Genomic DNA, 13,406 nt, shown 5'->3' with positions numbered 1-13,406 from the left:
TCCCCTACGCGGTGACTAACCTGCTGGCATGGCGACAGCGGAGCAGACGAGCGGACGAGACCGGGCACCCGGGCGCTGGGAGTTCTGGGTGGACCGCGGCGGCACCTTCACCGATGTGGTCGCCCGCCGGCCCGACGGCACCCTGGTGACCCACAAGCTGCTGTCGGAGAACCCGTCCCGATACCGGGACGCGGCCGTGGCCGGGATCCGGGAACTGCTCGGGGTACCGGCCGGCGACCCCGTCACCCCCGGCCTCGTCGAGCAGGTGCGCATGGGCACCACCGTCGCGACGAACGCGCTGCTCGAGCGCACGGGCGACCGGACCGTGCTGGTGATCACCTCAGGTTTCCGAGACGCGCTGCGCATCGGCTACCAGAACCGGCCGCGGATCTTCGACCGCAACATCGTGCTGCCCGAGCTGCTCTACGAGCGGGTGATCGAGGTCGACGAACGCATCGGAGCCGACGGCACGGTGCTGCGGGCCCCGGACCTGGACCGGCTCGAGCGCGATCTGAGGCAGGTGCGCGACGACGGGATCGACTCCGTCGCCGTGGTGTGCATGCACAGCCACCTGTACCCGCAGCACGAGCACGCCGTCGGCGACCTCGCCGAGCGCCTCGGCTTCGGCCAGATCTCCCTGTCCGCGGACGCGAGCCCGCTGATGAAGCTCGTGCCACGCGGCGACACCACCGTCGTCGACGCGTACCTGTCCCCCGTGCTCCGCCACTACGTCGATCGCGTGGCCGACCAGCTGCCGGGTGTCCGGCTGATGTTCATGCAGTCCAACGGCGGGCTCACCGAGGCGATGCACTTCCGCGGCAAGGACGCGATCCTCTCCGGGCCGGCGGGAGGCATCGTCGGCATGAGCCGGATGTCGGCCCTGGCCGGGTTCGACAAGGTGATCGGGTTCGACATGGGTGGCACGTCGACGGACGTGTCGCACTTCGCCGGCGAATACGAGCGCGTCTTCCACACCGTCGTCGCCGGGGTGCGGTTGCGGGCCCCCATGATGGACATCCACACCGTGGCCGCCGGCGGAGGATCGATTCTGCACTTCGACGGCAGCCGGTACCGGGTGGGGCCCGACTCCGCCGGCGCCGACCCCGGTCCGGCCTGCTACCGGGGCGGCGGCCCCCTCACCGTCACCGACGCCAACGTCATGCTCGGGCGCGTGCAGCCCGCCCACTTCCCGCACGTGTTCGGTCCCGGCGGCGACGAACCGCTGGACGAGCAGACGGTGCGGGCCCGGTTCACCGCGCTGGCGGCCGAGATCCGGGAGGCGACCGGCGACGACCGCAGCCCCGAGGAGGTCGCCGCGGGCTTCCTGCAGATCGCGGTCGCGAACATGGCCAACGCCGTCAAGCGCATCTCGGTGCAGAAGGGCCACGACGTCACCGAGTACGCCTTGACGACCTTCGGCGGGGCCGGCGGACAGCACGCCTGCGCAGTCGCCGACGCGCTCGGCATCCGGACCGTCCTCGTGCCGCCGCTGGCCGGTGTCCTGTCCGCGCTGGGTATGGGTCTCGCGGACACCACCGCGATGCGCGAGCAGTCCGTCGTCGTCGAACTGGACGACGAGGCGATGCCCCGGCTGCGCGACGTCGCCGCCGAACTCGAGGCCGCGGCGCGCACGGAACTGCTCGACGAGGACGTGCCCACCGAGCGCATCGACGTGACCGTCCGGGCACACCTGCGCTACGACGGCACCGACACCTCCGTGCCCGTCGCGCTCGCCGACCCGGCGACGATGACCGCGGAGTTCGAGGCCGTGCACCGGCGCACCTACTCGTTCCTCATGGACCGGCCGCTGATCGTCGATGCCGTCGCGGTCGAGGCCGTCGGGGCCACACGCCGGCCCGATCTGTCCGGGCTCGGTCGCGCCGACAGCGACGCGACCGGGTCCACCCGCCCGTCCCCCGACACCGTCCGGATGTTCGTCGACGGGTCGTGGCGCGAGGCACCGCTGTACCGTCGCGAGCACCTCGCCCCCGGCGACTCCGTGGCCGGCCCGGCCATCGTCGCGGAGGACAACTCGACCACCGTCGTCGAGGCCGGCTGGGAGGCGGCGATGTCGGAACAGGGTCATCTCGTGCTGGCCCGGGTGCGCGCCCACGACGACGCGGAGGTGGGCACCCATGCCGATCCGGTCATGCTCGAGATCTTCAACAACCTGTTCATGTCGATCGCCGAGCAGATGGGCACGACTCTCGAGTCCACCGCGCAGTCCGTGAACATCAAGGAGCGTCTGGACTTCTCGTGCGCGCTGTTCGATCCGGACGGAAACCTGATCGCGAACGCGCCGCACATCCCCGTCCATCTCGGCTCGATGGGCACGAGCGTGCAGGAAGTGGTGCGCCGCCGGCACGGGTCGATGAAACCCGGTGACGTGTACGCGGTCAACGACCCGTACCACGGCGGTACCCACCTGCCGGACGTCACGGTGATCACGCCCGTGTTCGACGGGTCCGGCGAGCACATCCTCTTCTTCGTCGCCTCCCGCGGTCACCACGCCGAAATAGGCGGAACCACACCGGGTTCCATGCCCGCCGCCAGCCGCGACATCCGCGAGGAGGGCATCCTGTTCGACAACTGGCTGCTCGTCGAGAACGGAGCCTTCCGGGAGGCCGAGACCCGGGCGCTGCTCAGCGGCGGCCCGTACCCGTCCCGGAACCCCGACACCAACCTCGCGGACCTGCGCGCCCAGGTCGCGGCCAACGCGCGCGGCGTGGTCGAGGTGGGCCGGATGATCGACCACTTCGGTCTCGACGTCGTCGAGGCCTACATGCGGCACGTGCAGGACAACGCCGAGGAGGAAGTGCGCCGTGTCGTCGACCGTCTCCACGACGGCGAGTACCGCTACGAGATGGACTCCGGTGCGGTGATCGCGGTCCGGATCACCGTCGACCGGCAGGCACGCTCGGCGACGATCGACTTCACCGGCACGTCACCGCAACTCGCATCGAACTTCAACGCGCCCTCCTCGGTCGCGCGGGCCGCGACGCTGTACGTCTTCCGCACGCTCGTCGCCGACGACATCCCCCTCAACGACGGTTGTCTGCGTCCGCTGCACATCGTCGTCCCCGACGGGTCGATGCTCGCCCCCGAATTCCCCGCCGCGGTCGTCGCCGGCAACGTCGAGACGTCGCAGGCCGTCACCGGCGCGCTCTACGCGGCGCTGCGGGTGCAGGCCGAGGGTGCCGGGACCATGAACAACGTCACCTTCGGCAACGAGCGGTACCAGTACTACGAGACGCTCGGCTCCGGGTCGGGTGCGGGCGAGGGCTTCGACGGGACGTCGGTGGTGCAGACACACATGACCAACTCGCGTCTGACCGATCCCGAGGTACTGGAGTGGCGCCTGCCGGTGTTGCTGGAGGCGTTCACGATTCGTCACGGCAGCGGTGGCGGCGGCCGGTGGCGCGGCGGCGACGGCGCCGTGCGACGACTCCGGTTCCTCGAGCCGATGACCGTCAGCACGCTGTCCGGACACCGGCGCGTGCCGCCGTACGGGATGGCCGGTGGCGAGCCGGGCGCCCTGGGCGGCAACCGCATCGAACGCGCCGAAGGCACCGTCACCCGCATGGCCGGCTGCGACTCCGTCGAGGTCGGGGCCGGTGACGTGCTCGTGGTCGAGACCCCGGGCGGTGGCGGCTACGGACGATAGGACGAACGGGACTCCGGGACGGGATCGAGTTCCCGCAGGACGGGCAGCGCGAAGCACACCGCCGCGACACCGACCATCGGCAGGGCCAGCGCGAAGAACGTCGTGCGCACACCCGTCGCGTCGATCAGGGGCCCGGCGATCAGGATCCCGGCCGGGCCCGCCGCGTACGCGGTCGAGGTCATCACACCGACGACGCGGCCCCGCATGTGCTCCGGGCTGCGGGTCTGCATGGCCCAGTTCGCGATCGGCCCCACCGGACCGTACGCCAGGCCGATGAGGATGCCCAGCAGCACGAGGACCCCCAGCGGCGGCAGGAACGCCATGCCGATCGTCGCCGCACCCAGCACCGTGACCGCGACGAGCATCAGGGTGCGGCGCCGCAGACGCGACGCGAAGGCGCCGTAAGCCAGGGCACCCACCAGACCACCGACACTCAGCGACATCATCACCCAGCCGAGCCGGGCCGGCGCGTCCATCCCGGTGAAGTAGGTCGGAAGCAGCACCGACTCGATCGGCAGGAACAACGCCACGACGATCATGTCGACCAGTGCGAGCGTGCGCAGCAACCGGTCTCGCCACACGAACCGCAGCCCCTCGAGGGTGCCGGCCCACAGCGAAGCCGGGCGGGTGGACCGGTCGGGCCGGCCGGCGTGCTCGAGCCGGAGGAAGGCGACGGTGACGAGGGAGAGCACGAAGCACGCCGACGTCACCCACAGGGTGTTCTCGGGGCCGACGGCGGCGATGAGGACGCCGCCGACACCCGGGCCGATCAGGTAGGCGAGGTTGTAGTTCGCCTCGTAGAGGCTGTTGGCGCGGTCCAGTGACCACCCTGCGGCGCGGGTCGCCGCCGGCAGCATCGATTCGCGCGCCGAGATGCCCGCCGGGTCGAAGACGGCGCCGAGGGCCGCGAGCGCGGCCAGCAGGGGCACCGAGAGTCCGACGGTCGCGGCGAGGACCGGGATGGCCGCGACCGACAGCGCCGAGAGCGCATCGGAGACCAGGGCGGTGCGCCGGCGCCCGAACCGGTCGACGACGGTCCCGGTGAGCAGGCTCGCCAGCAGCAGCGGCACGGTGGCTGCACCCGCGACGATCGCCGCGTCGGTGGCCCGGCCGGTCTGTTCGAGCACCAGCCACGGCAGTGCGACGACCACGATGCCGTTGCCGGTGGCGGACAGCAGGGTGGCGACGCCGAGCAGGGTCAGGGGCGCGAAGCGGCGGGTGGTCAGGTCGAGGGCGGTCACGTCGATCGGCATTCACTCGGAGGCGGGGGTGCCGCGACGCTAGCAGGAGCCCGGGGATCGGCACGAGCGATTTTCGGGCGGGGGCGCCGTCCCGAACCGAGCCGCGACGGGAGCCGCGGCATCGAGGATCCGATGTCGCGGCGCACGACGCGACCGGCGGGTCCGCCGCCGGGCTGCCGCTACCGGAGCGCCTCGGCGGACGCTCGGCGCGACCTCATCCCCATCGCGGTGGCGGCACTCGCGAGCGCGACCACTGCGATCGCCCACCATGCGTACGTGAACACCGCCAGCGTCTCGGCGTCGGCGGAACCGAACTCGCCGAGAATGGCGACCAGCATGGACACGCCCAGCACGTACCCCATCTGACGGCTGGTGTTGACCACCGCACTGCCCGTGGACACTCGTGCGGGCGGCAGATCGACCGTGGCCTTGGCCAGGAGGTTGGGCAGCGAGAAGCCGACGCCCACACCGACGAGGAGCCAGCCCGGCAGCACCTGCGTGGCGTAGTTCACCTCCTCGGTGGCGCTGACGGCCAGCATGATCACCCCCACGCCGACGAGCACGTTGCCGATCGCCACGAGGGTGGACGGTGCGAGACGATTCGACAGGCGCTGGCTCACCGCCGCGAAGATCGGCACCATCAGCGGGCTGGGTGCCACCGCCAGACCCGTGACCAGGGCGCTGTAGTGCGCACCCGTCTGCAGGCGGAGGATCACGCTCAGCAGTACCGCGCCGAAGGCCGTGCAGAACAGCAGGGCGGTGACGTTCGACCAGAAGAAGGACCGCACCCGCAGCAGCGCGGGATCCACGACCGGCGCCGGGTGCCGTCGCATCCGGACGGCCACTGCGGCGAGCCCGACGACGGCGACCGCGAAGGCAGTCAGGGTGCCGGTTCCCGACCAGCCCCACTCCTGCCCCTTCACCAGCGCGAGGGCGAGCGAGCCCAGGGCCACCGCGAGCACCGCCGCGCCGAGGACGTCGGGAATCCGCGTCACGGTGGCGTCCTTCGTCTCGGGCAGCAGCACGACGGCCCCCACCACCGCCGCGATGCCGACCGGCACGTTGATCAGGAACACCCACTGCCAGGACACCTTCACGAGCGCCCCGCCGATCACCGGCCCGACCGCCGCGGCCAGGGAGGTCGACGTGGCCCAGATCTTCACCGCAGTGGCGCGCCGCTCGGGCGGCAGTGCCGTCAGCAGCAGACCCAGGCTCGTGGGAGTCAGGGCCGCCGCCCCGACCGCCTGCAGGACCCGGAATCCGACGAGCCACCAGAGCGTCGGACCGAGCGCGCACGCCAGACTCGCGACCGTGAACACCACGAGCCCGACGACGAACCCCGCTCTGCGACCGTAGCGGTCGGCCAGCCGGCCGGCCGGAATGAGCAGGGCCGCATACACAATGGTGTACGCATTCAGGACCCAGCTCAGGTCCGCCAGGGACGATCCGGGATACCCCTCCCCGATCGCGGCGAAGGCGACGCTGACGACGAACACGTCGAGCATCGCCATGAACGCCGCCGAGCACAGTACGAGCAACATGAGATTGGACCGGTCCCGAACCGGGGCGTCACCCGTCTGCTCGCCGACCATCGTCCGACTTGATTCGACCATGGCCCGACTCTAAACGGCTGACTATGGTCTACACAAGTCTGGTCCGGCCGGACGACGAAACATTCTGTCCCGGACAGTCTTCGCGTCGACGAGATGCTCCCGTGGACCCGAACGGCACGAGTGACCCCCGCAGCGACGTGCGCCGAAGGGTGAGAGCGTCGCGCACATAGTTCCTGGCCCGCCAGGGATCTCGATCTCCGTGACGCGGAAACCGATCGACCGACCGGCAGATGTACCCCGACGACAGGTCCAGGAAGGGACGCGCCGCCAGCGTCTCCTCCCGGCGCGGCACCACCGGCACCTGCCCGTTGCGGTCGATATGGCTCAGCACCCTGCACATCACGCGTGCGTTGAGATCCGCGCGCAACGTCCACGACGCATTCGCATATCCGATCCCCGCCGCGAAATTCGGCACCCCGGTCACCATCGTGCCCTGCCAGAGGAACTCGTCGGACATCGTCACCGGCCGGCCGTCCACGACGAAGTCGATGCCGCCGAACACCTGCATCTGCAATCCGGTTGCGGTGACGACGATATCGGCTTCGAGGACACGCCCCGACCGCAGACGAATCCCCGCGGGGACGAACCGGTCGACGTGGTCGGTCACCATCGTGACCGTGCCGTGCCGGATCGCGGTGAACAAATCCTCGTCCACGACGGCACACAGCCGCTGATCCCACGGCGCATAGGTGGGGGTGAAGTGCTCGGCGACGGTGTCCCGATCCCGCAGGGAGCGGGTGACCAGACGGGTCAGCAGCGACCGTGCGGCCCGCGGATACCGTCGACAGAACCAGTACAGCGAGCCGGTGAAGGCGATGTTCTTCGCACGCACCAACCGATGGGCTGCGAGCGGCGGCAGCACCGCCCGCGCCCAGTCCGCAGCGATGTCCCGGCGCGGCAGCGGGAACACCCACGTCGGTGAGCGCTGCAGCATCGTCACGTGCTCGGCGCGCTCCGCCATCGACGGCGCCAAGGTGATGGCCGTGGCTCCGCTCCCGATGATCACGACGCGTCGGTCCGTGTAGTCCAGTTCCCCGGGCCAGAACTGCGGATGGACCACCGTTCCGGTGAACGACTCGATGCCCTCGAAATCGGGGGTGTACGCGCGTTCGTAGTCGTAGTACCCGGCACAGGCGTAGAGGAACGCACACGTCACGGTGCGGCGGGCCGTCTCGTCCGGGCCGACCCGCTGTTCGACGGTGAGACTCCACCGCGAGCGGGCCGAATCCCACGACGCCTCGACGACACGGCTGTTGTACCGGATCCTGCCGGCGATGCCGCCCTCCGCCGCGGCCTCCTCGAGATAGTCCAGAATCGCCTGCCGGCCGGCGATCGCGTCCGCGCCGCGCCACGGCTTGAACGGGTAACTCAGGGTGAACATGTCGGAGTCGGATCGGACCCCCGGATAGGTGAACAGACTCCAGGTGCCACCGAGGCACGCGCGTGCCTCGAAGATCGCGAACGTCTTGTCCGGAAGTTCCCGCCCGAGACGACAGGCGGCGCCGATACCGGACAGCCCGGCCCCCACGATGACGACATCGAAGTGCTCGGTCATTTCCGGTTCCGATCCGCTGCGACGGTGAACGGATTGGTCACGGCCAGTACCCGCTGATACCCCGCTCCGGTCACCCGCTGAAACATGTCGAGCCCCTTCGCCTCCCAGCCGATCACCACGCGCGCCCTGCGACGTCGCACCCCGGCGACGATGGCCCGGGCCGCCATCTCCGGTGAATGGAACGCCAGCCGCCGATCGAAGATCTCCGCGACCGACGCCGCGTCGATCCCCCGAGCCGTCGTCGCGTTGCGTGCCACCGCAGTCCTGATCCCACCCGGATGCACGCACGTGACCCGGACCGGAAGCCGTTCGGCGATCATCTCCTGGCGCAGCGCTTCGGTGAACCCTCGGACGGCGAACTTCGCCGAGTTGTACGCGCTCTGCCCGCCCAGCGAGAGCAAGCCGAAAAGGCTCGAGATGTTGACGACGTGACCGTCGCCCGACGCGACGAGGTGCGGCAGGAACGCCTTCGTCCCGTGTACGACGCCCCAGTAGTCCACCGCCAGGACGCGTTCCATGTCGGCGAAGTCCGACTCCAGGACACTGCCGAAGTAGGCGATGCCCGCGTTGTTGTACACCTGGTGCACGATGCCGAACTCCGCCACCACCTCCTCGGCGTACCGCGAGACGGCGTCTCGATCGGACACGTCGAGAAGTGCCGTCGACACGTAGGCACCGTGGGATTCGCATCGGCGCGCAGTCTCGGCCAGAGTGCTGCCGTCGATGTCGGAGAGAGCGAGTCGCGCACCCCGACCGGCCAGGTTCTCCGCGAGTGCGCGGCCGATTCCGGACCCGGCACCGGTGACCACACAGGTCTTTCCCGTGAACACGGTCGGGCTCACGGCGTCACCGCCTTCGTGGTGCGTCGCCGGGCCACTACGCGAGCTCCCCGCGACGGAACGGTCGTGATGTTGCGTGCCTTCTGCTTCTCCGGACGCCGGCCGGGCGGGCTGAGATCGTAGGCGCGCAACACCTCCCGCAGGACGACCGTCATCTCCATGGCCGCGAACGCGGCACCCGGACACCGGCGTGCACCGCCGCCGAACGGAATCCAGGTGTTCGCCGCGGGCTGGACGCCCAGGAACCGCTCCGGCCGGAACTCGCCCGGTGATTCGTGATGCTCGGGGTCGGCGTGAACGATGCCGATCGCGGGGAGCACGGTGATGCCCGCGGGCAACCGGTATCCGCCCAGTTCCACGGGTGCGGTGAGCTGGCGGGCCACATCCTGGATCACCGGCTTGAGGCGCAGCGCCTCCTTGGCCACCGCGCCGAGATACTCGTCGTCCCCCGCGTCCGCCGCCTTCTGCGCGTCTGCCAGTACGCCGGGGTTGCGGACCAGTTCGTGGAAGGCCCATGCCAGCCCCGTGGCCGTGGTGTCGTGACCGGCCAGGAGAATGGAGATGAGCTGATCCCGCAGTTCTGCATCGCCGAGCCCACCGTCTGCGTCGTCCACCGCGGCCTGCACCAGCCGGGAGAGCACGTCGGTTCGGTCGTGCAGGTCGCCCGCGAACCGACGTTCGGAGATCTCGGCGTAGACGATCTCGTCGAATCTGCGCTGATGCTTCCAGTGCGTGCTCCAGGGCCGGATCCGCGCAAGCTTCGGGCTGTGCAGTCCCATCAACGTGATCGGGTCGATCTCCGTGATGTGCCGGATCGCGGGTCGCAAGTCGGCGAGGCGGTCGGGCGCGGTGACACCCAGCACGACGGTGAGGATGACCTCCAGCATGAGGTCCTGCAGCCGCTCCAATGTGGCGAAGGGGCGGCCCACGGGCCAGTGCGCGACCTCGTGGCGGACCAGCGTGGTCACGTCGTCGCGGTAGCCCTGCAGCGCCCGAGCACTGAACGCGGGCGTGAGCAGCCGCCGGACCCGCTTGTGCCGGTCCTCGTCGGTGACCAGCACGGCGTGCTCGCCCATGACCGGGCGCATGATGGCGTTGCCCTCGCCGGCATGGTAGATCTCGGGGCTGCCGGCGAAGACCGTCCGGATGTCCTCCTGCCGTCCGAGCACCACCATGGGCCGGTACGGCGCGGTGGGCTCGATCAGGAAGGTGTCGCCGTAGCGCCGCGTCAGCACGGGATAGATGCGATGCCGCGCCAGCGTGAACAGCAGGGTCTGGACCACGGCGGGCAACCTCGGGCCGGGCGGCAGCGATGTCGGGGGATGCGAGGTTTCGGATCGGGACAGGGTCATCGTGGTTCCTCGAGTGAGACGGTGCCGGCCCCGGACCGGGACTCGGCGGGTCGCGCGCCGGGTTCCTCCGCGGCAGCGCGGTCGGAGCGGCCGACGGCGCGGCGCAGGATGGGCGGGGCCATGACGGACGTGACGACGGCGACCAGGACCAGGGCCGTGTACGCCTCGGTGCCGAGCACCCCCAGGCTCAGGCCGACGGTGGCGATGATCACCTCCACCACACCGCGTGCGTTCATCCCGGCCCCCAGGGCGATACATTCCGCGCGGTCGAGACCGCTGAGTCTGCCGCCGACGAACGCACCGGCAAACTTCCCGGCGACGGCCACGACGAGGAGCCCGGTCGTCGCCAGCAGGACACCGGGCCGGAGCAGACCGGACAGGTCCATCCGGAGCCCCGCGGTGGCGAAGAACAGCGGGGCGAGGACCGACATGACAACCGCATGCAGGGGTGCGAGGACCGGCGCGCGCACGCCGCCGGAGCCGATGAGGACGCCGGCGACGAACGCGCCCAGGATCGGCTCCAGTCCCATGGCGTGCGTGGCCGCCGCACCGCCGAGGACGAGGATCACCGTCGTACTCACCATCGCAGTCGAATCGCGTGACGCCTCGGCGTGGCGCACCGCGCGGCGCACGAGCATCCTGCCGATCGTCGCGGCGAAGAGCACGACACCGGCGAGACATCCGACCGGCTCCAGCACGTCCGATACCCCCAGTGCCCCGGCCGTCACCAACGCGGACACCAGCGAGAGCAGGAACCAGGCGATGACGTCGTCGATCACCGCTGCGGACAGGACGAGCTGCCCGATCCTGCGGTCGGTCAGCCCGAGTTCCATGAGCACCTTGGCGATGACCGGGACTGCGGTCACGCAGATCGCCACCCCGACGAACATCGCGAAGATGGCCGGGCTCGTGCCCTCCGGGCGCATGGGGGGCGGCGCGATCGCACCGATGCCGACACCGAGTGCGAGGGGGATCAGCAGGCCGGCAAGGCTGATCTTGGCTGCCGGGCCGGCCAGTCGTCGCAGACGCCCGACGTCCACGTGCATTCCCGCCAGACCGACGAGCAGCAGTACGCCGAACTGGCCGACGGCGTCGAGAAGGTGGACCTGCCCGCCCTCCGCAGGGAACAGCCACCCCCACACGCCGGGAGCAACGTGCGCCAGGACGGACGGACCGAGCAGCACTCCGGCCAGCAATTCCCCGGCAAGCGCGGGCAGGCCGAGCCTGACCGCCAGGCCGCCGAGGACCCGCGCACCCAGCAACAGCACGGTGACCTGCACCAGGAACACCAGCAACCAGTGCGCCGGCAGCGGCGCGGTGAGGTCGAGTGCCAATGTCATCGGAGTCGCCTAGTCGAGTCCGCCGACCCGACGCCAGTCCCGGTTGCGATACGACACCATGTCGCGGGCCACCTGCATGCTCAGCCCGCTGCCGTGGCGCAGCTCCGACAGATACAACTTGCCCGCTTCCTTCGCCACTCCGGCGAATCCGTTGGTGAAGTAGGTTCCGCGGATGTGGGGCGGACTGGCGTACTTGCCCCACAACAGAAGCCGGGTCATGTCCCACAGCGTGAACTCACCCGTGGGCAGACGATTGTCCGGGTCGAGCGCTCGCCAACCGGTCCAGCGCGCGGACGGAACCAGCTCGCTCTCCTTCAGCGCGACGTGGATGCGATGGCCGGCCTCGGTCGCGTCGATCTCCTTGTCGCGGTATGCCTGCATCGCCGCGCACGCCGCATCGAACATCGCAGCGAACCGCGGATTGTCGACGGCCTGCAGCCCGCGGTAGGGCGGTTGCTCCAACCGGTCGAACACCGCCTTGTCCCTGGTCTTCTCGTACTCCATGACGGTCTGCATCTGCGCGTTGGCGCCGTACATGGTGGCCAGGCACCACACCCGGTGCCATGCATTCCACAGGTCGAAGTGGTCCCAGGAGGTGTACGAGAAGCTGACGAGATCGTCGTAGTACCGGAACGACCGCTTCGTCCAGGTCTGGACGTACTCGAACCGCTCCACCGAGAAGTCGTCCTCCCGGACGGCGGAGATCAGACGGTGACCGAGTGCGTTGAGGATCATCATGGTGACCGCGAGACCGCTGGAGAACAGCGGATCGATGAAGTCGGAGGCATGCGGGAGCAGGACCCAGCGATCGCCGACGATCCGCTTCGATGCGAACTGGCTCCGGTTCGAGGACGTGTACGGCCGCACCGCCCTGGCCGCCCGCATCTGCCGCTGGATCGTGGGAAAGCGATCGACGTGCGCCCAGAACTCCTCCTCCGGCGTCTCGCCGTCTCGTTTCGGGTACACGTCGATATCGAGATTGATTCCGACACTGCACAGTTGACTGGTGGTGCCCACGTGGTTGTCGAAGGGGATCACCCACGCCCAGCCGCCCTCGAACAGGTGGTGCAGCGTTCCCTGGGAGAACGGGCTCGGCATCAGGTGCTGCTTGCGCGGCGGGGCCACGCGGTCGAACGGTTCGACACCCACGAAGTGGTTGAAGATCGTGCGGGACCGGGTCCGGTACGGCGGGTCGATGCGCAGATCGAGCTGCTCGCCCAGCAGACTGCGCATGCCTCCCGCGTCCACCACGAAGCCGGCCCGGAAGTCACCGCTCGACGCGGTCCGGATGGTCGCCCCGTCGGAGTCGAAGTCGACCGCGGTGACCGGTGTGTAGGTCAGACCCGTCGCACCGTACGACAGCGCGACCTGGAACATGTAGGCGTCGACGTCCTGCCGGAAGAAGTGCGAATCCGGGCCGATGGGCGGGCTCCACGTCGGATGCTGTGTGCATTCCTCGGCCGCGAACGGCTCTCCTTCGCGGTGGTACGCGAATCCGAAATTGCGTTTCACACCGGATGCGGCACTGACCTTCCGGCGAAGTGTGTTGTGCCCGGCCAGGTATCCCAGCTCCGGGACGTCGTAGCGACGCGCCAGCACCCGCAGCCCGACGATCGTCTCCGGCACGGTCGATTCCCCGATCGCGAAGCGTGGGTGTCCGCCGGCTTCGATCATCACGACCCGGACGCCGTTGCGGGCGAGGATCGCCGCGAGCGCGGTTCCGCCGATGCCGCCACCGATGATGGCGACGTCGAAGGTGCGGGTGTCGTCGGCCACCTCGGGTCTACTGATTTCCAGCATCG

General features: G+C 69.8%; 8 protein-coding genes. 1 reads left to right on the top strand and 7 read right to left on the bottom strand.

What is annotated here, in order from left to right:
* The first annotated feature begins 28 nt into the window (after nucleotides 1–28).
* Nucleotides 29–3,664, top strand: coding sequence for a hydantoinase B/oxoprolinase family protein (locus tag QNA09_RS01245; protein ID WP_119699373.1), 3,636 nt, complete (start codon nucleotides 29–31; stop codon nucleotides 3,662–3,664).
* Here the strand turns inward: QNA09_RS01245 and QNA09_RS01240 are convergent.
* The 7 genes from QNA09_RS01240 to QNA09_RS01210 all read right to left on the bottom strand — a co-directional run bounded on the left by QNA09_RS01240 (nucleotide 3,652) and on the right by QNA09_RS01210 (nucleotide 13,404).
* Complete coding sequence (locus tag QNA09_RS01240) at nucleotides 3,652–4,917, bottom strand: MFS transporter (protein WP_017680943.1); 1,266 nt, start codon at nucleotides 4,915–4,917, stop codon at nucleotides 3,652–3,654. The two genes, QNA09_RS01245 and QNA09_RS01240, sit on opposite strands and share 13 nt — an antisense overlap.
* A 167-nt stretch (nucleotides 4,918–5,084) precedes the next feature.
* Nucleotides 5,085–6,497, bottom strand: a complete 1,413-nt coding sequence (locus QNA09_RS01235) for a DHA2 family efflux MFS transporter permease subunit (RefSeq protein ID WP_082061330.1) — start codon at nucleotides 6,495–6,497, stop codon at nucleotides 5,085–5,087.
* A gap of 49 nt (nucleotides 6,498–6,546) precedes the next feature.
* The gene (locus QNA09_RS01230; protein ID WP_119699372.1) at nucleotides 6,547–8,073 is read right to left on the bottom strand and encodes an NAD(P)/FAD-dependent oxidoreductase; all 1,527 of its coding nucleotides are present in this window, start codon (nucleotides 8,071–8,073) and stop codon (nucleotides 6,547–6,549) included.
* The gene (locus QNA09_RS01225) at nucleotides 8,070–8,915 is read right to left on the bottom strand and encodes an SDR family oxidoreductase (protein WP_017680946.1); all 846 of its coding nucleotides are present in this window, start codon (nucleotides 8,913–8,915) and stop codon (nucleotides 8,070–8,072) included. Before QNA09_RS01225 ends, QNA09_RS01230 begins: the two co-directional genes overlap by 4 nt.
* Nucleotides 8,912–10,264 (bottom strand): cytochrome P450, encoded by a 1,353-nt coding sequence (locus QNA09_RS01220; RefSeq protein ID WP_119699371.1) that lies wholly within the window; start codon nucleotides 10,262–10,264, stop codon nucleotides 8,912–8,914. Before QNA09_RS01220 ends, QNA09_RS01225 begins: the two co-directional genes overlap by 4 nt.
* On the bottom strand, nucleotides 10,261–11,604 hold the full coding sequence (locus tag QNA09_RS01215) for a cation:proton antiporter (protein ID WP_010594561.1): 1,344 nt from the start codon (nucleotides 11,602–11,604) through the stop codon (nucleotides 10,261–10,263). The genes QNA09_RS01220 and QNA09_RS01215 overlap by 4 nt, the downstream gene beginning before the upstream one ends.
* A 9-nt stretch (nucleotides 11,605–11,613) precedes the next feature.
* A complete protein-coding gene (locus tag QNA09_RS01210; RefSeq protein WP_010594562.1) occupies nucleotides 11,614–13,404 on the bottom strand; it encodes an NAD(P)/FAD-dependent oxidoreductase in 1,791 nt (596 codons plus the stop codon).
* Nucleotides 13,405–13,406 lie beyond the last annotated feature (2 nt).

The sequence above is a fragment of the Rhodococcus sp. AH-ZY2 genome, assembly GCF_030916465.1.
Classification (GTDB): domain Bacteria; phylum Actinomycetota; class Actinomycetes; order Mycobacteriales; family Mycobacteriaceae; genus Rhodococcus; species Rhodococcus ruber.
The sequence above is the reverse complement of the archived record's forward strand: the minus strand, read 5'-3'. Positions and strand labels throughout refer to the sequence as shown.